At 55.3% G+C, this 23001-nt stretch carries 27 protein-coding genes, 1 rRNA gene and 1 pseudogene; 12 read left to right on the top strand and 17 right to left on the bottom strand.

What is annotated here, in order from left to right; translation table 11 throughout:
• Window positions 1–112 precede the first annotated feature (112 nt).
• Window positions 113–228 (top strand): 5S ribosomal RNA (rrf, locus tag L1249_RS06485).
• Between the two features lie 268 nt (window positions 229–496).
• The gene (locus L1249_RS06480; protein ID WP_044630706.1) at window positions 497–685 is read left to right on the top strand and encodes a hypothetical protein; all 189 of its coding nucleotides are present in this window, start codon (window positions 497–499) and stop codon (window positions 683–685) included.
• Window positions 686–802: 117 nt separating this feature from the next.
• Here the strand turns inward: L1249_RS06480 and L1249_RS06475 are convergent, their stop codons facing one another.
• On the bottom strand, window positions 803–1654 hold the full coding sequence (locus L1249_RS06475) for a Tim44 domain-containing protein (RefSeq protein ID WP_044630707.1): 852 nt from the start codon (window positions 1652–1654) through the stop codon (window positions 803–805).
• Between the two features lie 142 nt (window positions 1655–1796).
• On the opposite strand from L1249_RS06475, the gene L1249_RS06470 reads away from it, so the two are divergent.
• Complete coding sequence (locus tag L1249_RS06470; protein WP_058579724.1) at window positions 1797–2372, top strand: isochorismatase family protein; 576 nt, start codon at window positions 1797–1799, stop codon at window positions 2370–2372.
• 2 nt (window positions 2373–2374) lie between these two features.
• On the opposite strand, the gene yaaA is transcribed toward L1249_RS06470, so the two are convergent.
• Window positions 2375–3154: a peroxide stress protein YaaA gene (gene yaaA / locus L1249_RS06465; protein ID WP_235253464.1), complete on the bottom strand. Its 780-nt coding sequence runs from the start codon at window positions 3152–3154 to the stop codon at window positions 2375–2377.
• A 123-nt stretch (window positions 3155–3277) separates the two neighbouring features.
• On the bottom strand, window positions 3278–4309 hold the full coding sequence (locus L1249_RS06460) for an NADP(H)-dependent aldo-keto reductase (protein WP_058579722.1): 1032 nt from the start codon (window positions 4307–4309) through the stop codon (window positions 3278–3280).
• A 249-nt stretch (window positions 4310–4558) separates the two neighbouring features.
• Between L1249_RS06460 and L1249_RS06455 the strand changes: the two genes are divergently transcribed.
• Together L1249_RS06455 and L1249_RS06450 are read left to right on the top strand one after the other, a co-directional pair.
• Window positions 4559–5053, top strand: coding sequence for a tetratricopeptide repeat protein (locus L1249_RS06455; RefSeq protein WP_058579721.1), 495 nt, complete (start codon window positions 4559–4561; stop codon window positions 5051–5053).
• A gap of 38 nt (window positions 5054–5091) precedes the next feature.
• Window positions 5092–5598, top strand: coding sequence for a hypothetical protein (locus tag L1249_RS06450; RefSeq protein WP_235253463.1), 507 nt, complete (start codon window positions 5092–5094; stop codon window positions 5596–5598).
• Window positions 5599–5622: 24 nt separating this feature from the next.
• On the opposite strand, the gene L1249_RS06445 is transcribed toward L1249_RS06450, so the two are convergent.
• From L1249_RS06445 to L1249_RS06425, 5 genes are all read right to left on the bottom strand, one after another.
• Complete coding sequence (locus tag L1249_RS06445) at window positions 5623–6168, bottom strand: TIGR00730 family Rossman fold protein (protein ID WP_058579720.1); 546 nt, start codon at window positions 6166–6168, stop codon at window positions 5623–5625.
• A 62-nt stretch (window positions 6169–6230) separates the two neighbouring features.
• A complete protein-coding gene (locus L1249_RS06440; RefSeq protein ID WP_235253462.1) occupies window positions 6231–6752 on the bottom strand; it encodes a DUF501 domain-containing protein in 522 nt (173 codons plus the stop codon).
• Window positions 6753–6764: 12 nt separating this feature from the next.
• Entirely contained in the window at window positions 6765–7067 is a 303-nt protein-coding gene (locus L1249_RS06435; protein ID WP_044630715.1) for a hypothetical protein, read from the bottom strand.
• Window positions 7068–7107: 40 nt separating this feature from the next.
• Window positions 7108–7515 (bottom strand): acyl-CoA thioesterase, encoded by a 408-nt coding sequence (locus L1249_RS06430; protein WP_044630716.1) that lies wholly within the window; start codon window positions 7513–7515, stop codon window positions 7108–7110.
• A 73-nt stretch (window positions 7516–7588) separates the two neighbouring features.
• The gene (locus L1249_RS06425; protein WP_062363178.1) at window positions 7589–8395 is read right to left on the bottom strand and encodes a hypothetical protein; all 807 of its coding nucleotides are present in this window, start codon (window positions 8393–8395) and stop codon (window positions 7589–7591) included.
• Between the two features lie 111 nt (window positions 8396–8506).
• Here L1249_RS06425 and L1249_RS06420 point away from each other — a divergent pair, with 111 nt between their 5' ends.
• The gene (locus L1249_RS06420; protein WP_044630718.1) at window positions 8507–8866 is read left to right on the top strand and encodes a hypothetical protein; all 360 of its coding nucleotides are present in this window, start codon (window positions 8507–8509) and stop codon (window positions 8864–8866) included.
• A 1-nt stretch (window position 8867) separates the two neighbouring features.
• Here the strand turns inward: L1249_RS06420 and L1249_RS06415 are convergent, their stop codons facing one another.
• Window positions 8868–9299 carry a hypothetical protein gene (locus L1249_RS06415; protein WP_044630719.1) on the bottom strand — a complete coding sequence of 144 codons (432 nt, stop codon included), beginning with the start codon at window positions 9297–9299 and terminating at the stop codon, window positions 8868–8870.
• A 39-nt stretch (window positions 9300–9338) separates the two neighbouring features.
• On the opposite strand from L1249_RS06415, the gene L1249_RS06410 reads away from it, so the two are divergent.
• A complete protein-coding gene (locus L1249_RS06410; protein WP_235253460.1) occupies window positions 9339–10502 on the top strand; it encodes a MalY/PatB family protein in 1164 nt (387 codons plus the stop codon).
• 14 nt (window positions 10503–10516) lie between these two features.
• Here the strand turns inward: L1249_RS06410 and L1249_RS06405 are convergent, their stop codons facing one another.
• Together L1249_RS06405 and L1249_RS06400 are read right to left on the bottom strand one after the other, a co-directional pair.
• A complete protein-coding gene (locus tag L1249_RS06405) occupies window positions 10517–11461 on the bottom strand; it encodes a thioredoxin family protein (RefSeq protein WP_044630721.1) in 945 nt (314 codons plus the stop codon).
• Window positions 11462–11612: 151 nt separating this feature from the next.
• Window positions 11613–12466, bottom strand: a protein-coding gene (locus L1249_RS06400; protein ID WP_137093691.1) for an IS5 family transposase whose coding sequence is annotated in 2 segments (ribosomal slippage) — window positions 11613–12110 and window positions 12113–12466 — 852 coding nt in all. Because the reading frame shifts where the segments join, the coding sequence is not laid out codon by codon here.
• Between the two features lie 219 nt (window positions 12467–12685).
• On the opposite strand from L1249_RS06400, the gene L1249_RS06395 reads away from it, so the two are divergent.
• Window positions 12686–13009 carry a type II toxin-antitoxin system RelE/ParE family toxin gene (locus L1249_RS06395; protein WP_044629647.1) on the top strand — a complete coding sequence of 108 codons (324 nt, stop codon included), beginning with the start codon at window positions 12686–12688 and terminating at the stop codon, window positions 13007–13009.
• A 26-nt stretch (window positions 13010–13035) separates the two neighbouring features.
• Entirely contained in the window at window positions 13036–13329 is a 294-nt protein-coding gene (locus L1249_RS06390; RefSeq protein WP_044629646.1) for a helix-turn-helix domain-containing protein, read from the top strand.
• Window positions 13330–13531: 202 nt separating this feature from the next.
• On the opposite strand, the pseudogene L1249_RS06385 reads toward L1249_RS06390, so the two are convergent.
• From L1249_RS06385 to L1249_RS06375, 3 genes and pseudogenes are all read right to left on the bottom strand, one after another.
• Window positions 13532–14295, bottom strand: a pseudogene (locus L1249_RS06385) (transposase).
• A 123-nt stretch (window positions 14296–14418) separates the two neighbouring features.
• Window positions 14419–15433, bottom strand: a protein-coding gene (locus tag L1249_RS06380; RefSeq protein WP_137093693.1) for an IS630 family transposase whose coding sequence is annotated in 2 segments (ribosomal slippage) — window positions 14419–15036 and window positions 15038–15433 — 1014 coding nt in all. Because the reading frame shifts where the segments join, the coding sequence is not laid out codon by codon here.
• A gap of 67 nt (window positions 15434–15500) precedes the next feature.
• Window positions 15501–15953, bottom strand: coding sequence for an RrF2 family transcriptional regulator (locus L1249_RS06375; RefSeq protein WP_044629642.1), 453 nt, complete (start codon window positions 15951–15953; stop codon window positions 15501–15503).
• A gap of 137 nt (window positions 15954–16090) precedes the next feature.
• Here L1249_RS06375 and hmpA point away from each other — a divergent pair, with 137 nt between their 5' ends.
• Window positions 16091–17260 carry an NO-inducible flavohemoprotein gene (gene hmpA / locus L1249_RS06370; protein ID WP_044629641.1) on the top strand — a complete coding sequence of 390 codons (1170 nt, stop codon included), beginning with the start codon at window positions 16091–16093 and terminating at the stop codon, window positions 17258–17260.
• Window positions 17261–17364: 104 nt separating this feature from the next.
• Here hmpA and L1249_RS06365 read toward each other — a convergent pair whose 3' ends face one another.
• Window positions 17365–17922 carry a YIP1 family protein gene (locus tag L1249_RS06365; protein WP_044629640.1) on the bottom strand — a complete coding sequence of 186 codons (558 nt, stop codon included), beginning with the start codon at window positions 17920–17922 and terminating at the stop codon, window positions 17365–17367.
• Window positions 17923–18040: 118 nt separating this feature from the next.
• Between L1249_RS06365 and L1249_RS06360 the strand changes: the two genes are divergently transcribed.
• Window positions 18041–18478: a DUF488 domain-containing protein gene (locus tag L1249_RS06360; RefSeq protein ID WP_044629639.1), complete on the top strand. Its 438-nt coding sequence runs from the start codon at window positions 18041–18043 to the stop codon at window positions 18476–18478.
• A 4-nt stretch (window positions 18479–18482) separates the two neighbouring features.
• Here the strand turns inward: L1249_RS06360 and L1249_RS06355 are convergent, their stop codons facing one another.
• Together L1249_RS06355 and L1249_RS06350 are read right to left on the bottom strand one after the other, a co-directional pair.
• Window positions 18483–18869 (bottom strand): SirB2 family protein, encoded by a 387-nt coding sequence (locus tag L1249_RS06355; RefSeq protein WP_390169053.1) that lies wholly within the window; start codon window positions 18867–18869, stop codon window positions 18483–18485.
• 44 nt (window positions 18870–18913) lie between these two features.
• Complete coding sequence (locus tag L1249_RS06350) at window positions 18914–19294, bottom strand: NnrS family protein (protein ID WP_044629638.1); 381 nt, start codon at window positions 19292–19294, stop codon at window positions 18914–18916.
• A 170-nt stretch (window positions 19295–19464) separates the two neighbouring features.
• Here L1249_RS06350 and hsdR point away from each other — a divergent pair, with 170 nt between their 5' ends.
• Complete coding sequence (gene hsdR, locus L1249_RS06345; RefSeq protein WP_235253458.1) at window positions 19465–22989, top strand: type I restriction-modification system endonuclease; 3525 nt, start codon at window positions 19465–19467, stop codon at window positions 22987–22989.
• Window positions 22990–23001 lie beyond the last annotated feature (12 nt).

Genomic DNA, 23001 nt, shown 5'->3' with positions numbered 1-23001 from the left:
GTGAACGCACTCAAAACACCGGATACGCATCCGCCAGCCAAGGCGCTGACGGAAAGAGACGATCACACAACACGTCACGAACACATCAGCATGATATGCATTACCCGTTACGCCTGACGACCATAGCACGCGTGAACCACCTGATCCCATGCCGAACTCAGCAGTGAAACCGCTTAGCGCCGATGGTAGTGTGGGGTCTCCCCATGCGAGAGTAGGTCATCGTCAGGCACTTATACCGCAAAGAACCCAGCCAAACGGCTGGGTTTTTTGTTGTGCGCTCGATAAGCGCGCCATGACCCAAGCCCCGTGCACTGCCTGCTCGGGGCTTTTTGCTTTCTATAATGTATACAGCGATATGCACAAAGCTTCCTTGAAACGATCGTTTTAAGAAATTAAATAACAAGGAGTTACTAGGCTGTGGTGGCGGTAGGCGTGGTGAGCAACTAGTATGAGTGGGTACCTATTATTGAAGCACCATCTCAGGAGGAGAGGCGATATGAGTACCCCACTAATGAAGAAGCTTGCACTCGCATTACTAATGGCCATGATGATGGGAGGTTTGGCCGCTTGTGATAATCAAGGCCCAGCGGAAGAGGCTGGTGAGAATATCGATGAGAGCATGGAAGACGCTGGCGATAGCCTAGAAGAGATGGGTGAGAATATTGAAGAGTCCGCCGAGGACTAAGCGAGCCTGTCGCTTATCATGATGCTATCGAGTAGCTTGAAATTATATCGATACAAAAACAGCCGCTAAGAAGCGGCTGTTTTGTGTTTTAGGGCTTATTAACCTATGTAGCTAGGTTTATGCGCCTGGGTTTTGCTCAATACCCTGCAAATACCAAGGTGCTTGATCGCGCATGGCACGGGTCAAATGCCACGTTTCGTTAAACTCAGTTTGCTCACCATTCTCTTCCAAAATGCCGTGGAAAATAACGGTAGCTTCGGCGTGGCCGTCGTACTCATTAATATCGCCAAGCTCCGCAAACAGACGCACTACCTCTGTACGGTTATTGGCAGGCTGCTCGGCACGTTCTTGACGCAGCAGGTTGTAAAGCTCTGGCGTAACGTACTCTTGAATTTGGCTGAAATCGTTATTATCCCAAGCGCGCTGAAGCGTCATAAAATGCTCTTTTGCACCGCCGAGAAAACGCTCTTTATCAAACCAGTCCGGCGTGCTCTGCAAACCGCTTGCAAGGCTGCCAGGCGCTGCTGTGAAGTTACTGGCAGGTGTGTGCTGAGTCTCCTGGCGTTCACGCTGATAGCCAGCCGCGTTGGCAGATGCAGGACGTCGCTGCCGCATAAAGGCGCGGAAAGCGAAGATGGCAAGCGCTGCGATGCCAGCCATCAGCAGGAGATCCATCATGCGCAGTTCATCGAACGCGCCTCCAAAGAAAAGCGCCGCTAGCAGGCCGCCTGCCAGTAACCCACCCATCATACCGCCCATACCACCACGGCGAGCGGTGGCAGCACCTGCTCCCTGTTGCTGAGTGCCCTGCGCCTGTTGCTGTGCGGGTGTACTGGCTGGGCGGTCAGCGGAGCGCGAGACGCTGCCCATACTGCTGCCGCCGCCTAAACGGCGTGCTTCAGCGTGCTCAATTGCGGCGCTAAAGCCCATGACGCTCACCAGTAGCATGACAAAGAATTGCCTTAACATGTTGATTCTCCAATAAGGATGCAAAGGGTGCTTCACACTTCTGTGAGAAGCGCGTAGAAAGTAGTCAGGCGTCAGTTTACCGTGTAATGCCTCGCCTAGGTGATGGTGGGATTGACTATAAAGACAAAAAAAGGAGCAAAAAGTGCGTTTAGACCAGACTCAAAGCGTCCTATTAATGATCGACTTTCAAGCCGGTCTGCTGCCTGTGATTGAGGGCGGTGAGGCTGCCATAAAAGAGGCCGAGTGGCTGGCTGGCATTGCCAATACGTTGCAAGTGCCGGTATGGCTGACCGAGCAGTATCCTGAAAGGCTGGGTGGCACTGCGCCAACGCTGTTGGCGGGCTTAGGAGAGCATGAAGTATGGCAGAAGCTACACTTTAGCTCAGCAGAAGAGCCAGCCTTCAAAAAAGCGCTGGCAGCGCTTGGGCGTCAACAGGTGGTAATTTGCGGCACAGAGGCGCACATCTGCGTGCTGCAGAGCGCACTTGGTTTGTTAGAAGCTGGATATGACGTTTTTTGGCTAAGCGAAGCGACCGCCAGCCGCCGACCGGAAGAAGCACGCTTGGCTCGGGAGCGGGCTTGTGCAAACGGAGCGGTGGCAGTCACTGCCGATATGGTGGCCTATGAGTGGCTCTACCGCTGCGATACAGCCACTTTTAAAGATGTGCACAGGCGGTTTCTTAAGCCGCGAGCCGCCCAAAAAGTAAGGCTTTTCTGACCTTACCGATCGGTTTCCCGGCGTGTGAAGACGAGGGTATCGCCTTCCGAGGCCGCAGCATCAAAACGGTAACCCGCTACATCGAAGCCCGTGAGCGCTTCGGGCTCGTTGATTTGCTGGCGGATTATCCAGGCGCTCATTAAGCCGCGGGCTTTTTTGGCGTAGAAACTGATAATCTTAAAAGTGCCGTTCTTCTCGTCTTTAAAGACCGGGGTGATCACCCGTGCATCCAGCTTCTTGGCATCCAAGGCTTTGAAGTACTCGTTGGATGCTAAGTTGACCAACGCTTTCGAGCCGCTCTCTGCAATAGCGTGATTTAGCGCCGTGGTTAATGTGGGCTTCCAGTAAGCGTAAAGGTCCTTACCTGCGTCATTAGGCAGTTTGGTGCCCATCTCCAGCCGGTACGGCTGAATAAGATCCAGCGGGCGCAATAAGCCGTAAAGCCCCGACAAAATGCGTAAATGCTGCTGGGCAAACTGATTATCCGCATCGCTAAACGTCTCTGCTTCAAGGCCGGTGTATACGTCCCCCTGAAAGGCTTGAACAGCGGGCTTGGCATTTTCAAGCGAGAAGGGCGGCTGCCAATCGGCAAAGCGAGCCGCATTCAGTCCGGCCAGCTTATCGCTAATCCCCATGAGATCGCTTAGCTGCTGTGGTGAGTAGTCGCGCAAGATGTCGATCAACGGCTGGCTATAGTCGAGGAAGTCCGGTTGGGTGACGTTCTGAGTGGTGGAGGGTGTTTCAAAGTCCAGCGTTTTGGCGGGGGAAATAACGCTCAGCATGGCGTGCTCCTTATGCCGTGGCAAAAGAGAGTCGCTACCCGAAATGAGTAACGAAAATAGAGTAGGGAGAGAGATTATACCAAGCCTCGGCGGTGGCCGAGGCTATCGGCACGATAGGAGCCGTTAAGGGCAAGGATTGGGCATACGACGATGGATGTCGTCGATGGCGGTTAACACTTCCTCATCCAGCTTCAAGCTCTCGCTGGCCAAGTTGCTTTCCAACTGATCCATGGTGGTAGCACCAATGATATTGCTGGTAAGAAAGCTGCGCGAGTTAATAAACGCCAGTGCCATCTGCGCTGGGTCGAGCCCGTGCTCTTTGGCTAGGTTGACGTAAGCCTGCGTAGCGGCCTCTGCCTCCGGCGAGGTATAGCGCTTAAAGCGCTCATAGAGCGTCAAGCGGCCCTTTGGCGGTTGAGCACCGTTAAGATACTTGCCTGATAGCACGCCAAACCCCAGCGGTGAGTAAGCCAGCAGGCCCACATCTTCACGATGTGCAACTTCTGCTAAGCCCACTTCAAATGAACGGTTCAGCAGATTGTAGGGGTTTTGGATGGAGGCAACACGAGGCAGTCCTAGTTGATCAGAGAGCTGTAACATCCGCATGACGCCCCAAGGGGTATCATTTGAGAGCCCTACAGCGCGAATTTTACCTGCATCGACCAGCTCTTTAAGTGCGGAGAGCGTCTCTTCCAACGGAGTGGCGTCTTCCTGCTCAGCGTGGGTGTAGCCAAGTTTGCCGAAAAAGTTGGTGTTACGATCAGGCCAGTGCAACTGATACAGATCGACGTAATCCGTTTGCAGACGCTCAAGGCTGGTATCAATAGCTTGATGAAGGTGGTCCCGGCTCATTTTGGGGCCGCCGCGGATATGCTCCAAACCTGGGCCTGCCGCTTTGGTAGCGATGATGACATCGTCGCGAGCGCCCCGTGCTTTTAGCCAACTACCGATATAAGTCTCTGTTAACCCTTGTGTCTCTGCTTTTGGGGGAACTGGATACATCTCCGCCGTGTCGATAAAGTTAATACCGAACGCCACCGCGCGGTCGAGCTGTTCATGAGCCTCAGTTTCGCTGTTTTGCTCACCAAAGGTCATGGTGCCTAGACAGAGTCGGCTGACCTCAATTCCGGTTCTACCCAGTGGGCGCGTTTGCATGATTGTCTCCTCGCTAAGGCGAAAATGTGTCTGGAAAGGTGGCGATCCATATCGCCGATACCAGCCTGTGGGGGGCATGTTAGCGAGGGTCTACAAAAGCAGCAAATCAATAGGGTTGAGTCACGACGAAGGCAGGCGTATGCTTGCCAGCCCATCGACCGGCCAAGCGCCGGTTTATCGTATGGTTAGCCGTCGCGGAAGGTGAGATGGTTAGCCGAAGGTCTCAACAGATAGGCAGGGTGGTTTGCCATGCCGCAGGCATCATCATTGTTTACACGGTTAGAGTTTCGACTGGCCGAACAGTTGTTCCATACTCGTTGGTTACTACCGCGCTCACCGCGCACGCAGCGCCTTACCATGCGACTGTTTAAACGGTGTGCAGAAGCGGGGCACCCAGATGCGCAGTCTATTTACGGGCATATGCTGTTCCATCGCAGTTTATCTCCACAAGATAAAGCTCGTGGTGCGCGCTATGTGCTAGAAGCCGCCCAGGCGGGCGATGTAAAGTCGCAGTATCAGGTTGCGCAAATTCACGAGCACGGCTGTGTACAGTACCCCCGTCGTGAGGATTATGCGGTCACCTGGTATGCCCGTGCGGCACAGGCGGGGCACTACTTAGCGGCTGAGCGCCTGGCGCGTGCTTACCGAATCGGTGAGCTAGGCTTGGCGGTAGATCACGAGCAGGCCGATTACTGGCAGCGCATGGCAGAGCAACAGCCAGCAGTGGAGATGGCCGCCGCCTAAATCGTCAGTCAGGTTGCGATACGTAAAAGAGGAAGTCAGTGTCCGAGACGCTACCCACAGTGCTAGATATTGAAGCGTCCGGATTCGGGCGCGGCAGCTACCCGATTGAAGTTGGCATTGCGCGTGCTGACGGTAGCTGCTGCGCGTTTCTTATTCAGCCATTAGGTGAGTGGACCCATTGGGATCCAAAAGCCGAGCTACTGCACGGTATTTCTCGTGATCGGCTGATGAAAGAGGGCTACCCGGTGCGCCAAGTTGCCCAGTGGCTTAATGATGAACTGCGGGAGCTAGGTAAGGCTTATAGCGATAGTTGGGGCTACGATAATACCTGGCTGTCGTTACTGTTCCACCATGCTGGCATGCTGCCACGCTTTCGTCTGGAAGCGCTACGCATCCTGCTCAGCGAAGAGCAACAGGCGCTGTGGAGCGATACCAAAGAGGCGGTAGTGGCTGAGCGTGGCATCCACCGCCACCGTGCTGGGGAAGATGCTCGCTTGCTTCAGCTCACCTATCAGCGTACGCGCACGCTGACTACCAAAGTATAGATTTCCATTCTACTCTGCTCGTACTCAGCTTAGTTCTGCTTCTAAAGCGTCTAATAGCTGGCTGGGCGTCGGTGCATCAAGCAGCATGTCTCGTGTAGCTTGCGCCAGAAAGCCGTGGCTGACCGTGCTGTCTAAAAACGCCAGCAGTGGGGCGTAAAATCCATCGGTATCTAGCAGGCCCATCGGCTTGTCGTGTAGCCCCAAATAGCCCCAGGTCCAGATCTCAAACAACTCCTCAAACGTGCCAATGCCACCGGGCAAGGCGATAAAGGCGTCAGCGTTCGCCGCCATGGTGGCTTTACGTTCATGCATATTAGGCACGCGAATCAGCTCGGTTAAGCCGAAATGAGCCTGTTCACGCTCAACGAGATGGTCGGGCATAACGCCGATGACGCTGCCACCCGCGTTTAGTGCCGCATTGGCCAGTTCCCCCATTAGTCCGACGCGTGCGCCGCCGTATACCAAGGTGTGCCCGCGTTGCCCAAGAGCCGTGCCAAGCGTATGGGCGGCTTGGCGGAATGCTGGGCTGTTGCCCTCTCTTGAGCCGAGGTAAACACAGATGCGTGACATAGTCGGGGCGTCCTTATCGCAGAGGAGTTAAGGATGAATCAGCGGGAGGCATTGCAGGACATCTAGTCTAGGCAGCGCTGTACGTCGTAGTGTTCGTCCATCCACTGTCCAATCACATTGTTACCGCACAGATGATGGGCGTATTGAGTATGTAGGCAGCGCACCTGCTGCCAGTTGCTGATGCCGCCTACACCGCGTTCGGTGAGAACATCGGTGTAGCCCAGGCGTGCCACTTCTTCGCGCTGAGCCTCGCTCATAAAGCGCCAGCGGGCATCAACGTAATCGCGATGGCTCTGTTGGTAAGCGGCTAAGAAGTCAGGTTCTTCCTGCAGACGCTGTTCTAGCGACTTGATCACGCCGACGGCTTCAATGCGCGAAATCTCGATTTTAAGCAGGTCGGAGCAGAGCCAGTAAAGCGTGGGGAAAGGCTTGCCATCCACAATCGGCGACATGCGCAGCACTAAAGGGGTGCCCTGTGTATCCGTGGCTGCAACGGCTTCGATACCGCGAGGCGCTCGCCCGAGCTGTTGGGTAATAATCGCCAGCTGGCGCTCGTCGGGTGCTTGGTCGGTACGAATTACCATTGCGTAGAACTCTCACTTTCGGTCGTCTTGAACAAATTTATTTGAGCGGCCAACGGCACGGAAAAAACAGCGGTTAAGCTGTTCTGGAGAAGCGACATAGCGCCATTTCTCCTCGCAATACTCAGCTGCGCGGGCCATTAGCACGTCGTAAAGTCGATTGAATGGGGCATCATAATCGTAGGGGTCTGCGCCGAACAAGCGGATATGCGGGTAATCAGCGAAGCGCTCCATGAAGTAGCGTTCAAGGTCGGCTTCCACGGCGCGATGCTGCGCCGTGTTGTCAGGATCAATCCAGAGATTATAGCGAATAGCCATGGTGACTCCTGGAAGGCCCCACCATATATGGCAGGGGGAATTAAGCGGAGGCAGGCGCGGTATCCAAATGTGCTGTCAGCGCCTCGCGCAGCTCACCCTCAATAGGAACGGCGCGCTTCTCCTGATGGTCGTACTGCACCATTACCGTATGCCCTAAGTTGGTTAGCGTACCATGCTGCCGCGCTTCCTGGGTGACGGTAAACGAGCTGTTGCCCAAACGGGTTAAATAGGTACGGATTTCGATGTCATGGCCGTAAAACAGTTCAGCGCGGTAATCCACTTCCATGCGCGCCATGATTAATCGCCACTGTTTAGGGTTCAGGTCAGGCGTAAACAGTTTGAACAGGTCGTTGCGTGCCAGCTCAAACCAGGCGGGGAGGCGCGTGTTATTAATATGGCCGAGGGCATCCGTATCGTAAAAAGCGGGCTCAATGGTGCGAGTGAACATAGCGCTATCCTTATTATTAGAGGGAACGAGGGAGGTACGAACCCTCCCAGAATTAACCCAAGCGAGCGCTTGGTCAAGCGTTACGGCGTTGTTGCCAAGCAGTGAACTGCATCCAGCCAAGCAGCCATAGGGTCGCGGCGAGAAACCCTGCCAGCGTTCCCCAGAAAAGCCCCAGCGTGCTGTAAGTGTACGAAACGCATAGGGTATAGCTCAGCAGCGAGCCAAGGCCCATAGGATAATGCTTAATGACTGTGGCGACGGGGGCATACCCATGCCCCACGTGCAGGATCAGCAAAAATGGCAGCATGGTGACGGGAAATGCAGCCAGCGTGCCTGCCCACTCTGGGGGGAGCCAGTGGGCGATACGGGTGATAGCAAAAATAATAACAGTGGCAAGCCCCGCGCGTGCCGCTAGCGCGGGCCAAGAAAAGACGCTGCTCGCGGTACTCTTCACATCGGGAATGGAGCGGAACAGCCAACTGAAGACGCCAATGGCACAAAGCGTCACCAGCGTGCCGCTGAAGCGGGTAAAGCTGAATTGCGCGAGCAGGGTGCTCATGACCAGCCACGCGGCAAAGCCTCCCAGCACACCGCTAATAACGCCCTTGATGCCAGGCTGGCGGCCTGTGACCACATAACCTGCCCCCAATGCCATTGTCGCGGTAAACCCGGCTAGCGTATGCACGGCGCTCTGGGTAGCGAAGGCGGGTGAGATCTCTAAACCGATAAAAAACAGCGCTAGTGCGGTGCCTAAAGGATAACCTGAGAGTAGTCCTGCAATACGCGGGCTAGCACGGACAGCGATAGCGCTTAAGCCCAAAACCATGCTGACGGAGAGCCCCAGCTTTGCTAACTGCCAAGTGAGTGGTACTTCTACCATGCGGCGTTTTCCTTACGTTTATTATGTGGTTACTATTATTATGTCGCTGATTTTTAGCACATTAGGTGTTATTGACCGTTAAGATGTTGCCAGCGTGCGAGGCTGTTTACCGTGCCCTTTTCACCGGATTCCGGTACCCAGGTGCTCTCTCCGCCGCCTAAACCCAGTGGCTGCGAACTGTGCCAGCGTGCATCGCCGCTCACCAAGCACCATCTCATTCCAAGGACGCTGCATAACAAGCCGCGTTATCAAAAGCGCCATAGCCGTGAAGAGCGGCTAACGGCCATTGTGTGGCTGTGTCATCCCTGCCATAAGCACATTCACCGTCTCTACAGCGAGCGCGAGCTGGCCGACCGCTTGGCTAGTTTGGAAGCGTTGATGAACGATGCCGATATTCGCGCTTTTGTCGATTGGCTTGCCACCAAGCCTTCGGGCTTCAAGCCGAAATCACCGGGGCGCAAACGGCGCTAAGCTATACCAGCCTCAGCCCCTGTTGGTCGCTCCAGGCAGCTGCCAGGGCCTCGTCCAGCGGTCCGGCTAAGTGGGCAGGCAGGGCGGCGCGGGCTGCGTCCAGCGAATCAAACGAGCGGTTACGCAGCCAGCAGTACGCCCAGGCGCAGGCTTCTTCATCGCTTTGTGGGGTAGGCCGGGCGGGCATCTGGTTGAGCAGAAACACTGCCGTGCGTGGCGCCCACAGCGGCATCTCGCCCTGCTGGTCTTGGCTCCACTGCTCCAGCGTGGCGCCACTTGGCGTAGCATCGGGGGTGCCTAGTTTAGCGACCCTAGCGGTTTCTGCCAGGATGAGTGCCAGCTGGTCGGCATCTGCCTGACCCAGCGAGCGCCACTGCCGCAACAGCGCCGATAGGCCAGCGCGCATCTTGGTATAAAAGTCATCTTGCGGCATGCTCAGTATTTACTCCCGTGGAAATAAGTGAGATTTGTTATGGCGTTCGATTTTGCCACGCCCGTCGAGCGACGCGCTCCCGAAGGTAATTACGCCTCGCAGAAATGGCACCGCTATGCGCAGGATGTGCTGCCGTTATGGGTCGCCGATATGGACTTTCATTCGCCGCCTGCGGTAATCGACGCGCTCCAACGGCGGGTGGCCCACGGCGTTTACGGCTATGGCGAAGTGCCCGCCACGCTCACAGCGGCCCTTTGCCAGTGGAGCGCTCACCACTATGCGTGGACCATTGAGCCCGAATGGCAGCAGTGGCTACCCGGTGTAGTGCCCGCGCTGCACTTTGCTGCCATGGCATTGACCCAGCCAGGGGAGGGCGTGCTGACCATTGCGCCTATTTACCCGCCCTTCCTGGCCGTGGCTGAACGCACTGGGCGGCTAGCGCAACAGGCGATGTTAGCGGAGCCAGCGGCCTCTGGCGAGCCTTGGCATCTGGATATAGCCGCGCTGGAAGCGGCCATCACGCCACAGACACGTCTATTACTCTGGTGCCATCCGCATAATCCTACCGGGCGTGTTTGGACATCGCGGGAGCTAGAACAGCTGGCAGCGATGGTGGAGCGACACGACCTATGGGTGGTGTCTGATGAGCTGCACTGTGATTTGCTGCTGGAGGAGGGCGCGAGCCATCAACCCTTGGCAGCCATGTTCCCTGAGCTAGCTAAGCGCACGATCACTCTGTGGGCACCGTCAAAAACCTTCAACTTAGCCGGGCTCACCAGCGCCTGTGCGGTGATTCCCGATGCCACACTGCGCCAACGCTTTGCTGCTGCCACCAAAGGGTTTCTGCCCGATGGTAACGTGCTGGGGTTAGTCGCTGCTGAGGCGGCCTATCGTGACGGTGAGCCCTGGCGTCAGGAGCTCTTAGAAGTACTGCGTGGCCATCGGAAGTTATTGGAAGCGCGTGTGGCGATGTGGCCCGGCGTGTCGCTTAGCGCGCCAGAGTCGACCTATTTAGCGTGGCTGGATATGCGTGAAGCAGGGCTGGGAGAGTCGCCGGCAAAGACGCTTTTAGAGCAGGCAGGAGTGGCGCTATCCGACGGAGCGGCATTTGGCTGCCCGGGATTTGTGCGCTTGAATTTTGGAACCACCGCTTCCCAGTTGGAAGCGGCGTTATCGCGGATGGATACGCTGTTAAAAGCGTAAGGTATGCGGTGGTGCTAGTAGAGCAGGGCAAACAGCTTTCGACGATAGGTGACGGTTAGTGGATGGTCTGCCCCTAGCGCATCGAATACCTGTAGCAGCGTTTTGCGGGCCGCGTCGTCGTTATAGGCGCGGTCCTGCTTCATCAGCGCCAGCAGAGCCTCCAGGCCTGCGTCGTACTGGCCATCGGCCACTTGGCGTAGCGCCCGCTGGTACTGAGCTTCGCTGTCAGTGCGATCACCCAGCGCGGCGATCTCTTCTGTTGAGAGTGCCTGTTCGCTGAACTCGATGCTGGCGCGAACGCCACGGGCGGGTGCTGCATCGCGCTCCTCTGGCGGCAGGTTATCCAGCACGCTACGGGCTTCTTCACCACGCCCTTCCGCCACCAGCGCTTTGGCAAGGCCAATTTGGTAGGCGTAATGTTCCGGGTATTGGCCAATCAGCGTTTGGTAAATCTCCCGCGCGCCTGCGGCATCGCCAGCGTTCAAGGCTTCTTCCGCCTGCTCTTCGGGGCTGGGCGGTGCGTCGCCGGGGGCAGGGAAGTAGCGGTTCAACCACTCGCGCACTTCTTTTTCAGGCAGTGCCCCTTGGAAGCTGTCTACTAAGCCGCCTTGGCTAATGAGCTTCACGTCAGGCACGGAGCGCACGCCCAACTGCCCGGCGATCTCTGGGTTGGCTTCCACATCCAGCGTTGCCAGCAAGAAGGCTCCAGCGTACTCCACCGCCAGTTTCTCAAGCACCGGCATCAGGTTCTTGCACGGCTCGCACCAAGGAGCCCAGCAGTCCATCAGCACTGGCACCTGCATAGAGGCTTCCAGGACTTGCTGAATGTTGCCTGCGTTGAGCTCAATGATGACCTCTTCACGAGTCACGCTAGGGCGCTCGCCACCGGTTGGCGCGTTACTGCTCGCAGCAGGGTCGGCAGTCATCGGGTTGCCGGTACGGGGATCAATAATCGACATGGGTAAACTCTGCATCGCATGAAAAAGGTTACTCCATGATATGCAGGCAGCCGCCCAGGGATTCAAGGAAGTGAAGGGAAATAAAGCGCTGAACCCGACGAGCTGCTTCCCCAAGCATTGCTTACCGTACACGCACAAGAAAGCCGATTCCCTAGGCTTTGTGCGAAAAGTTGGCTCGCAAGCAACGGTCGATGCACGCCATGCATACCATCGCCTTAAAGCTACTTACCAGCTTTTCATAGCGTGTGGCGATGCGGCGACATTCTTTAAGCCAGCCAAAGCAACGCTCTATCGCATTCCGTTGCCGATATTTGGGTTTATCGAACCGCCTGGGTAGTCCAGGCCGGGTTCTACGGTGCATATTGCGCTGAGCAATCACGGACTTGATGCCATGCCTATCGCAATAACGACGTAGCTCATCGCTGTCGTATCCTTTATCAGCCACCATATAGCGACTACGTTTGCGAGGTCGCCCGACGCCACCTGGTAGATGAATGCTCTCTAATGTCGCAACGAAGTGACGAGAATCTGCCTCTTGACCAGGAGACAGCGTGAACGCCAGTGGCCAGCCATGACGATCACAAACCAAATGGATTTTGGTTGTTAAACCACCGCGGCTACGGCCGAGCGCGTTGTCTAGCGGTTCTTTCGAGCCCCCTTTTTACCGCCTCCAGCGGCAGCGCGTGTAGCTCGCACGGAAGTGGCATCGATCATCCATGTGTCTAGATCCATCAGCCCATCTTCACGTAATTTGAGCTGCAAGCGAGAAAGTACCGCTTCAAAGGTGCCGTCATCACGCCACTTGCGGAACCGATCATAAACCGTCGACCAAGGGCCATAACGCTCAGGTAAATCACGCCATTTGGCGCCAGAGCAAAGCATCCAGAAGATACCATTGAGCATTTTGCGGTCATCCCGCCTGGGTCTGCCCATGGTTTGAGGAGGTGCCACGATATCTTCAATCTGTGCCCAGCCGTTATCAGAGATCTCGTAACGTCCGACCATTTTTAAGGCCCCTCCGTGACGTGAAGTAGGTCAACTACGTCTTGGAATGAACGCTTACGCTGGATAAGACCAAGTCTTACGCTAGATGTGATTCATGGATGAGCGAAACCTGATGGAGTTTAGGCACTTCGTAATGTTCGACATAAAGCTTGAGCAATTTAATTGATAAGCTTATTATATCTATATTGATATAATATTTGTGGTGATTGAGGAGTCAGCGTGGCGCGCAAGAAACCTGTTGCATTCGTCGGAGATTCCAAGGATAGGCTGCGTGACTTCCCACTGGATGCTAAGAGAGAAGCGGGGTTTCAGATAGACAAAATTCAGTCTGGAGGTCAGCCAGACGATTTTCGTCCGATGCCAAGCGTTGGCTCTGGTGTAATGGAAATCCGTGTTCGAGACCATAACGGTGCCTTTCGGGTTTTTTACGTGGCCAGTCGAGGTGACGTGGTATTTATTCTCCACTGCTTCCAGAAGAAAACCCAAAAGACGTCCCAGAAAGATATCAATTTGGGCAAACAACGATACAAAGAGCTGCCCTGAGTCCAGCTACTAAGTGAGGTGAGATAATGACCATTGAGTATTACGACAGCGTGTGGGATGCCATTGAGGATACGCCTGAAGAGGCGTTGAATATGAGGCTCCGTTCCGAGCTCATGGCCAAAATTGCTGGCCGTGTGAGAGAGTGGGATATTACTCAGAAAGAAGCAGCCAGCCGATTAGGAATTACTCAGCCGCGCCTCAATGATCTGCTGAACGGTCGCATTAACAAGTTCAGCCTTGATGCTTTGGTCAACCTGACAGGGCCGGCTCACTTCCATCTCGAACTAGAGATTGAAGACGAGCAAGAGGTTGCTGCCTAAGAGAACGAGATCAGCGGACCATTAGCCATCAGTGGATCGCAAAATGATTTACCTTGTGGCGTATTTTTATGGTGAGCCTCTCAATCAAGAAGGTCACTGAAGCAGCAACCCTGACGAAATATTCAAGTAGTCACTCGCTAACACTTGGTGGGAGGTAAATGTGTTCTGGCATAAAACCTTGAGAGCGGATCTCAATAAGTGCCTATTCAAAATTAATCGCGTGATCAGTTCCGTAACCACCGAGTAAGCGGTGTACCTCTTCACGTAGACGTTCAAACGAGAGATAGGCACTCAAAGGCAGCCAGGTGTACTTCATCTGCCGCCACAGAATCTCTATCAGATTCAGCTCTGGTGAGTAGGCAGACAGATAGATCAGGTGCACACGTTGCGACATCCACTCCACCCTCTTGCGCCTAAAGGCCTTGGAGCGATGCATGCTGGCATTGTCGAGCACCACAACGGCGAAGGTGTCTGGATCCTTCTGGATCACAAACTGGTCAAACGTTTTGCGAAAGTCCGTTTCGTCACGCTGGGTCTTGAGTGAATGCCGAATGCGCTTGAAGCTATAGCCATTTTTTTCAACGCCCGACTCAGTGTCACCGTGGCGACAGACTTGCCGGTCTCTTCTTGAAATCGAGCCTGTAAGGCGCGAATCTGATGGGGATGCTCGGCTACCAACGCTTGCAGTCGCTTGTGATCGTGTTCATCGAGGACGGGTGTTCGTCCACTACGCGGTTTGTCGATGAGACCATCCAAACCGGACACTTCCCATTGCTTGAACTATCGTGATACGGCATCGCGGCGAACCTGAAGTATCTCACTGATTTGGTTAATCGTATGGCCTTGGTCACTCAGTAGAATGGCATGCGCCCGACGACGGAGAGCGCGCTTCTCGCCATGGTGATAGGCGGAGGTCAGCGTCTGTTGTTCAGGTTCAGTGAGAGGGGCAACGAAGCGTTTTTTCATGGTTCTGTCCGTGTCAGAAATCCTGGCATGGATATTACACGAAAACTTAGACTAGGCACTTAACAGGTGAAGAGCTTTGCAAAGCGCTACCTGTATGCCAAAAATAGTTAGTCTACTAAGTAACTATAAAAAAGTAATCCGGTATTCGCTGCCGTAACCTGACAGTACCTTATGGACATGGTCTTTCAAGGACGAGAAGCTTTCGTAAGCCGTCAACGGCAGCCACTCATACTTGACCTTGCGCCAAAGAATCTCGATCAGGTTCAGTTCTGGCGAATACGGCGAGAGATAGACGACATGCACACGCTGATTCAGCCAATCTAGTCGCTTACGCTGGAAATGAGCCGAGCGATGGATACTGGCATTGTCCAGCACCACGATGGCAAAGGCGTCCGGCGGCTTCTGGGCAACCAGGCGGTCGAAGGCGTCGATGACCACCTCGGTGGTGATGGTTGCTATCGTCGAGTGGTAGATCAGCTTGCTCTGACGGCTCAGGAAGCCCAGTACGTTCAGGCGCTGACTATGCGAGTAGGCCGGCACTTCCCGGGGGTGGCCGATAGGACTCCAGGCGTAAGGTAGGGCTGAGGACTGGGTAAAGCCTGATTCATCGAAATAGTACAGCTCCGTCTCGCCCCGATCTTCCCAACGCTGAAGCTCAGCCAGCAGGCCTTGAGTATGGCGGAACTCAGTTTCGTCGCGCCGTCCTTTCAGGGAGCGCCGGGTACGCTTAAAGCTATAGCCCAGATTTTTTTAATGCACGCTTGAGGGTCATGGTACAGGCGCATTTACCGGTTTCCAGTTGGAACCTTGCCTGGACGGCCTTCAACTGATGAGGTTCCTCTTGGACGAGTTCAAGTAACCGTACCCGCTCCGAATCACTGTAGATAGCGGGCCGACCGGTGCGTGGCTTGTCCCGGAGCCCTTCGAGGCCCTGTGCCTCCCAGGCATCGAACCAGAGCGAAACCGTTTCCCGGGTGACGGTCAGAATCTTGCAGATCTGGTCAATGGTATGGCCTTGATGGCTCAGTACGATGGCATGAGCCCGACGACGCAGGGCCGGTTTCTCTCCATAGGTGTAGGTTGCCATTAATGCCTGATGGTCAGCATCGGATAGGGGCGGCACAAAGCGGAAGGCCATGCTTATCGTCCTGGCTAAACGGGTCAGGATAAGCATAGCGGAAAATATGTGCTCGAGTACTTAGCGGCTAGTTGGGAACGGTGAGGGTGGGAATACGCATCAGCGTTGAGAGCTGTGAAGTACGATCTGCTAACAAGTCGGCAAGCGTATATTGATCCAACACGTTTAAAAATGCAGAGAGCGCTTCCGCCAGAATCGGCTGCAATCGGCAAGAGGGGGTGATGACACATGTATTATCTTCACGAAAACACTCAACCAGCGCCATCTCATGTTCTGTATCTCGGACCAAAGCCCCCAGTGAAATCGTTTCTGGTGAGCGGCCAAGCAATAATCCACCATTTTTGCCGCGTATGGCGGTGAGATACCCCTTCTGATTAAGCTCTTGAACGATCTTCATCAAGTGATTACGTGAGATGGAGAACGTCTGTGCTATCTCATTGATCGTGGTGCGCTCTTCGCCCTTAACCGCGAGGTAGAGAAGTACGCGAATGGCGTAATCGGTATAGCGAGTCAAGTGCATAGAGGGCCATCAGTTCAAGTAAAACTCTATTGTACGGTCTGCGCAGGCCTGCGGAAATGATATTCGACTTCTGTTTACGCCAAGGGGAAAGCTTGATATTTTAAAGATGTATTTAAAATATATCTTATGAGGCGCTTATGTTGACACCAATGCAAGAAGAGATTGTTCAAGCCACTGCACCTGTGGTGGCAGAACATCTAGACGTGATTACTCAACGCTTTTACCCGCTTATGTTTGAGCGCTACCCCCAGGTAAAGCCCCTATTTAATCAAGCGCATCAGCAAAATGGCGGGCAACCCCGCGCACTGGCAGGGATGATTCTTGCCTATGTGCAGCTACGCCAGTCCCCTCAAAAAGCCAGAGAGACGTTAGAAATCGTGGTAAATAAGCACGTCGCCCTGGACATTCAGCCGGATCAATACCCCATTGTGGGTGAGTGTTTGATGGCGGCGATTGGTGAAGTACTAGGTGATGCAGTAACACCGGAAGTCGCCGATGCCTGGAGTGCGCTCTATCAGGAGCTGGCTGACCTGCTAATAAGCCTGGAAAAGCAGCGCTACCAAGCTTTTGAGCAGGAGCCAGGCGGTTGGCGTGGTGCTCGACGTTTTCGTATTGCGAAAACCCACCAGGAAAGCTGCGTGATTCGCTCGTTCATTCTCGAACCTGAAGATGGTGGCCAAGTTGCCGCCCACCTCCCAGGGCAATATATCGGTGTCAAACTTACCATCGGTGGCCAACCGGTTTACCGTCACTATAGCCTTTCGGATGTACCCAACGGGCACTCCTATCGGCTCTCTATCAAACGGGAAGCTCACGGTGTAGCAAGCCGCTATTTTCATGATCAGCTTAACGTAGGCGACACCATCGAACTGCTGCCGCCTGCGGGTGAGTTGATCTTGGCAGGTAATAAAGAGCCGTTGATGCTGATTAGCGGGGGCGTCGGTCAAACACCCTTGCTGCCAATTGCCAAGCAGGCGCTTGAACAGGGGCGCAGCGTTACCTACCTGCATGCTGCACTAGATGCCGAGCACCACGCCTTTGCCGATGATTTGGCGGAGTTACGCAATGCATACCCCGCCCAGTTGAATACTGTCACCATCTACGAAAATGAGGCGGGCGGGAATCATCAAGGACGCATTAACCGGAGTCTACTATCGGACTATTTGCCGGCCCAGGCTCGTTGCTATTTCGTAGGGCCACACGGTTTTATGGTGCTCATTAATCAAGAGCTGGAGCGCTTGGGTGTACCAGCTTCGAAGCGACACTTTGAGCACTTTGGCCCAGCCGAAGCGTTAAATGCGGCGTAACTCGCAGGGTGCTGCTGAGCAGTGGCGATAGAGCAAGTAGGAGGGGGTTCAAACAAGCTGAGCTCCCTAGTCGATATGCACTATCACTGTAAACCTATCCCCGCTCAATAAGCCCAAATAACGGCTAACAGCACTCCCCACCCTAAAATGCCAGCCGACATAATGGTGTAGGTAGCGGAGATAGTGACGACGTCATGCTCTTTTCTTGTGCAGAGCGCTTGTAAGCCGTGGTAAATCAAACTGCAAGAGATGCCTAGTGCAAAGAGCGCCACTAGCGTATTAAAGAGCAGACTGGGCACCCCCAGCGCCAATGAAGATGCCCAGAGCGGCAAAGGAGCCAAAGCCGCCAGCAGGTAGGCATCTTGATAATTGATGGAGAGCTGCTCCGTGCCATTGACGACGGCGTGGATTACCCAGCCCATGATGAAAAAGGTCAGTAGTTCAGCTAAAAAGAGAATAGTGGTGATGAACCGCCACTCGCGGTCAGCAAAGCCTGTCATGAAAGCATCGCCATAATGCGTGCCAGCAAAGTAGAGCATAACGGGGGGAAGCAGCGACATGGGTAACACCACACACCATGCCAGCAGTGGAATTGAGGGAGACTTTGCCTGAAGTTCTCGCCACCCTTCACGATAGCTGAAAGGCATCTTCATGTAGGCCATTACTTTCACCGTTAACCCCTCCAGTGAACATCGGCTAAACCGTTTTTTGCATCACATGAGATAGTATCTCTAGAGTAGCAGCAAATAGGGCATTGTCAGCGGATAGGGTGACAGAGCGATGATTTATCACATTGAACTAAAGCGCGTATACGCCCCTATCGACGAGCAGGATGGAGCTCGACTATTAGTCGACCGGTTGTGGCCACGCGGGAAAGCGCACAGCTCCCTGGCACTGGATGAGTGGTGCAGGGAGGTGGCGCCATCAAACGAATTACGCCGTCACTACCATCAGCAACAGATTAGCCAAGCAGTGTTTAACTCACGCTACCGTCATGAGCTGGAAAGAGCACTAGATAATTTGCTACCGCTAATGACGTATGCACGGCAGGGGCGTTTGACGCTGCTCACCGCAAGTCGCCACATAGAGAAGTCGCACCTTCCAGTGCTAAAGGAAGCGACGCTGGCCGCGCTTGCAGAAGAGGACGCTAGCGACAGTGAACCTTCTTCTCCGCCTTGCTGGGCTCATATGCTACCCACCTCTAGACACGAGCGTTGATGCCTTAGCCAAGCCAGGAGAGGGCAGAGCGCTCTACCGCAGCGCCGATTATATAAGCGAACACTAAAACCGCGGCGATAGCGGCAGTAGCACGAATTTTAGGTGTTTTACCACGTTTGATAGCGACAGTGCCGAGCAAAATATAAATCACAAGCGCGGTGATTTTGGCGCTCAGCCAGAGCGGTAGTGGCCAGAAGTTGAGTATAACGGCCAGTGTTACCCCGAGTGTGAGCAGTAGGGTATCCATCAGATGGGGTACGATTTTAACCCAGCGCGCTTGCAGTAAAGCTACTCCCCGAACCGACCAGAATGCCCGTAGAACAAAAAATGCCAGGCTGGCATAAGCCGCTGTGATATGCAGATGTTTCAGTATTAAGTAGTGTTCAATCACCCTCATCCTCCCTTGCTGTATGCCGCGCCAATAATTGGCGATGGTTAGCCGTCCTCGCCATCAACACGCGCGCTCCACAGTGGCACAGCGTAGTGCAACACAAACACTAGATAGCTTAAGCACCAGGCAATAATGACGACGCTGTAAACCCAGTGGCTAGATTGAGGAAAGAGCATTAACCATATCGAGCGTAGCAGCGCAGCGATAAGCAGCACCGCTAACGCGACCCCAATCCCTGGCAGTGTGCGAATGGCGCGACCTGTGTGGCCTAGCGATACCCGTGACATCATTGCCAGCATCATCGTGCCCATGCTACCAATCGCAAGCGCGTGCAAAGCGGTTTCTACCCGTTGACCAGTGAAGAAATCGGCCCCCTCGTGAATGAGGCGGGTTTGCTGCAAAGCTTTGGCCACTACATCGGTCATGGATTGGCTTGCTCCTGCAGCACTGCTGATGAATTAAGTATTCTGTATATTTAGCTGCGTTATGGGTGGTCATTTCGCACCACCCTGATAAAGTCCATTGATTAGTAGCATAATGCTGAAAGCTGAATCTTTCTTAGTAAGTGCTAAATGCAGATGACATGGAGCCGTTTGTGCGAGTCAGCGACCAAATCTCAACAAATTTTAGTTTCCTAGCCGAGCATGACGCGCTTTTTGTTCAGTTGGCATCCGCTGCTGAGGGGGCTTTCTCCAGTGACCCCAACACCACTCTGATCAAACTCCGCCAGCTAGGCGAAGCCCTGGCCCAGCATCTGGCCGCGCTCTCCGGCATCGAGTTTGACGAACAAACCAGCCAGTCCGAACTGCTCTACCGCCTGAACCGGGAATTGCGCCTGGAACCGCAGATCAAAGAGCTGTTCCATATCCTGCGGATTGAAGGCAACAAAGCCACTCACCAGTTCCGCACCCAACACAAAGAAGCCATGGATGGCCTGAAAGTGGCGCGGGCCCTGGCCATCTGGTTTCACCGTTCTTTTGGCAAAGCCGGTGCCAGCTTCAAGTCCGGCCCCTTCGTACCGCCCGCTGACCCCAGCGCCCAGTTGCGCCAGCTCCAGAGTGACATCGAGAAGCTCCGGCACGATCTGCAACACGCCAACATGGCGCTGGAGGGCAGCCAGCAGCTCAGCCAGCTGATCGAAAAAGAGAAGGCCGAATACGAAGCCCTGGCCGTGGCCATGGATGAAGAATCCCGCGCCCTGGCCGAGCAGGCCCGCCAGCACGAACAGGCCCTGAGCCAACAGCAACAGGCCTACGAGCAAAAGATCAAAGCCCTGCAACAACAGCTCACGGAGCAGGGCGAGCAGACGGTTAACCAGCAGCGCCAACAGGTGGCCAAGAAAACCAAAGCTGCCACCGACACCCTGGTACTGAACGAAGAACTCACCCGTATCCTCATCGACCAGCAACTGCAGGAAGCGGGCTGGGAAGCCGACAGCCAGGACATCACCTTCCAGAAAGGCGCCCGCCCGGAGAAAGGCCACTACCGCGCCATTGCCGAGTGGCCCACCAACCACAACGGCGAAAAAGGCAGGGCGGATTACGTGCTGTTTGCCGGCCTAACACCCATTGCCGTGGTGGAAGCCAAGAAAGAAAACACCAACGTGGCCGGTAAAATTCGCCAGGCCGAGCGCTACAGCAAGGGCTTCAAAGTGGAAGCTCCGTTAGTCGGCGCCTGGGAGTTGATGGGCCGCACCATCGCATGGCCCGCAGACGAAAGCGGCCATTACCACGTGCCCTTCGTGTATTCCTGCAACGGCCGGCCCTATGTACCGCAACTGGCGGAGCAGTCCGGCACCTGGTTCCGGGATGTGCGCGAGCCCTGCAACCTGCGCCGGGCACTGCCGCAGTTCCACACGCCGGGCGGCCTGCTGGATTTGCTGGAACGGGACAAAGAAAACGCCGAGAAACTGTTAAAAGACGAGCCCTTCGGCTACCTGAAACTGCGGGACTATCAGCAGAAGGCCATTGTCGCCACCGAACACGCTCTGGCCCGAGGCGTTCGCACCGCCCTGCTGGCCATGGCCACCGGCACCGGTAAAACCCGCACCATCATCGGGTTGATGTACCGTTTCCTGAAAGCCGAACGCTTTCACCGCATCCTGTTTCTGGTGGACCGCACCGCCCTGGGCCAGCAAGCCATCGACGCCTTCAACGAAGCACCACTGGAGCAGAACCACCCCCTCAGCAAGATCTACAACGTGGCCGAGCTGGGCGACATGGCCGCCGAAGCGGAAACCCGCATCCAGGTGGCCACCGTGCAGGCCATGGTCAAACGCATCTTCATGAGCGACAACCCGCCGCCCATCGACCAGTTCGACTGCATCATCATCGACGAAGCCCACCGGGGCTACACCCTGGACCAGGAAATGACCGAAGGCGAACTCGCTCTGCGCGACACCAGCCAGTACCTGTCCAGCTACCGCCGGGTACTGGATTACTTCGATGCGGTGAAAATCGGCCTGACCGCCACCCCGGCCAAGCACACCAGCGAAATCTTCGGCAAACCCGTGTACACCTACTCCTACCGGGAAGCCGTGGCGGATGACTGGCTGATCGACCACGAACCACCCATTCGCTACGAAACCCTGCTCAGCCAGAACGGCATTACCTTCGAGAAGGGCAAGCCGGTCGAAGTCATCAACACCCGGACCGGCGAACTGGACACCACCGAACTGGAAGACGAACTCAGCTTCGAAGTGGACGCCTTCAACCGGCGGGTAATCAACGAGAACTTCAACCGGGTGATCTGTGAACAGCTGGTACAGGAGCTGGACCCGTTCGGCGACGAGAAAACCCTGATTTTCTGTGCCACCGACCTGCACGCGGACATGGTCAAACGCCTGCTGGACGATGCCTTCAAGGATCTCTACAACGGCCGCTACAACGAAGCCGCCGTGGCCAAGATCACCGGTCAGAGCGACAAGGTGGACCAGCTTATCCGCCGCTACAAGAACGAACGTTACCCCAACATCGCCATCACCGTGGACCTGCTGACCACCGGCATCGACGTGCCGCGTATCTGCAACCTGGTATTCATGCGCCGGATACGCTCACGCATTCTTTACGAGCAGATGATCGGCCGCGCCACCCGCCGCTGTGATGAGATCGGCAAGACCGTGTTCCGCATCTACGACCCGGTGGACATCTACGCCGCCCTGCAAGATGTGAACACCATGAAGCCCCTGGTGAAAGACCCCAACATCACCCTGGAACAACTGGTGGGCGAACTCACCGACGACGAGCAGCTGGAAAAGGCCTTCAACAGTCCCGGTGAACAAGCCGATGAAAGCCAGGCCGATGTGGTACTCAGCCAGCTCAGCCAGAAACTCATGCGGGTGCTGCGCAAAGCTGACAACAAAGCCGAAAACCGCCCGGAACTGAAACAGAAACTGGACGAGCTGCACCAGAGCTGGGGCGTGGAACCCAAATCCCTGCACACCCACCTGCACCAGCTCGGCCCCCGCCAAGCCTCTGAGTTCATCAAGCAGCACAGCGGCCTGCTGAGCCAGCTAGCCGAGGTGAAATCCTTGGTCGGCAGCGAATATATGCCGCTGATTTCCGACCACGAAGACGAAATCCGCGAACGTATCCAGAGCTACGGTGTACACGACAAGCCGGAAGACTACCTGGACAGCTTCAACGAGTTCATCAAACAGCAACTCAACCAGTCCGCCGCGCTCGCAGTCGTGGTCAACAAACCCCGGGACCTCACCCGGGAACAGCTACGGGAAGTAAAACTGCTGCTGGACAACCACGGCTACTCCGAAGCCCGCCTGCAAAGCGCCGTGCGCAACCAGACCAACAAAGACATCGCCGCCAGCATCATCGGCTACATCCGCCGCGCCGCTCTGGGCGAACCGCTGATTCCCTTCGAACAGCGTGTGGCCGGAGCCATGGACCGCATTCTCACCCAGCACAACTGGACCCCGAACCAGCGCAAATGGCTGGAACGCCTGGCCAAGCAACTGGTGCACGAAGTCATCATCGACCGGACGTTTGTGAACCACCGGTTTGCCGATGATGGCGGGGCGAAGCAGATGAACAAGGTGCTGGGAGAGCAGCTGGATACCGTGCTTGAGGAATTGAATGAGGCGATGTGGCCGCAGCAAAGTGCCTGAAAACCATCTGAA

Origin of the sequence: Halomonas sp. Cn5-12, from assembly GCF_021532545.1 — a bacterium.
Taxonomy (GTDB): Bacteria; Pseudomonadota; Gammaproteobacteria; order Pseudomonadales; family Halomonadaceae; genus Vreelandella; species Vreelandella aquamarina.
The sequence above is the reverse complement of the archived record's forward strand: the minus strand, read 5'-3'. Positions and strand labels throughout refer to the sequence as shown.

Bases quoted from the DNA above. Each gene is read 5' to 3' on its own strand.
- L1249_RS06440 (WP_235253462.1), bottom strand. From the start codon at position 6,752: ATGGTAATTCGTACCGACCAAGCACCCGACGAGCGCCAGCTGGCGATT.
- L1249_RS06475 (WP_044630707.1), bottom strand. From the start codon at position 1,654: ATGTTAAGGCAATTCTTTGTCATGCTACTGGTGAGCGTCATGGGCTTT.
- L1249_RS06410 (WP_235253460.1), top strand. From the start codon at position 9,339: ATGGCGTTCGATTTTGCCACGCCCGTCGAGCGACGCGCTCCCGAAGGT.
- L1249_RS06455 (WP_058579721.1), top strand. From the start codon at position 4,559: ATGCCGCAGGCATCATCATTGTTTACACGGTTAGAGTTTCGACTGGCC.
- L1249_RS06425 (WP_062363178.1), bottom strand. From the start codon at position 8,395: ATGGTAGAAGTACCACTCACTTGGCAGTTAGCAAAGCTGGGGCTCTCC.
- L1249_RS06415 (WP_044630719.1), bottom strand. From the start codon at position 9,299: ATGCCGCAAGATGACTTTTATACCAAGATGCGCGCTGGCCTATCGGCG.
- L1249_RS06365 (WP_044629640.1), bottom strand. From the start codon at position 17,922: ATGGCCTACATGAAGATGCCTTTCAGCTATCGTGAAGGGTGGCGAGAA.
- L1249_RS06435 (WP_044630715.1), bottom strand. From the start codon at position 7,067: ATGGCTATTCGCTATAATCTCTGGATTGATCCTGACAACACGGCGCAG.
- L1249_RS06460 (WP_058579722.1), bottom strand. From the start codon at position 4,309: ATGCAAACGCGCCCACTGGGTAGAACCGGAATTGAGGTCAGCCGACTC.
- L1249_RS06430 (WP_044630716.1), bottom strand. From the start codon at position 7,515: ATGTTCACTCGCACCATTGAGCCCGCTTTTTACGATACGGATGCCCTC.
- L1249_RS06350 (WP_044629638.1), bottom strand. From the start codon at position 19,294: ATGACCGATGTAGTGGCCAAAGCTTTGCAGCAAACCCGCCTCATTCAC.
- L1249_RS06480 (WP_044630706.1), top strand. From the start codon at position 497: ATGAGTACCCCACTAATGAAGAAGCTTGCACTCGCATTACTAATGGCC.
- L1249_RS06375 (WP_044629642.1), bottom strand. From the start codon at position 15,953: ATGCACTTGACTCGCTATACCGATTACGCCATTCGCGTACTTCTCTAC.
- hmpA (WP_044629641.1), top strand. From the start codon at position 16,091: ATGTTGACACCAATGCAAGAAGAGATTGTTCAAGCCACTGCACCTGTG.
- L1249_RS06405 (WP_044630721.1), bottom strand. From the start codon at position 11,461: ATGTCGATTATTGATCCCCGTACCGGCAACCCGATGACTGCCGACCCT.
- yaaA (WP_235253464.1), bottom strand. From the start codon at position 3,154: ATGCTGAGCGTTATTTCCCCCGCCAAAACGCTGGACTTTGAAACACCC.
- L1249_RS06360 (WP_044629639.1), top strand. From the start codon at position 18,041: ATGATTTATCACATTGAACTAAAGCGCGTATACGCCCCTATCGACGAG.
- L1249_RS06390 (WP_044629646.1), top strand. From the start codon at position 13,036: ATGACCATTGAGTATTACGACAGCGTGTGGGATGCCATTGAGGATACG.
- L1249_RS06445 (WP_058579720.1), bottom strand. From the start codon at position 6,168: ATGTCACGCATCTGTGTTTACCTCGGCTCAAGAGAGGGCAACAGCCCA.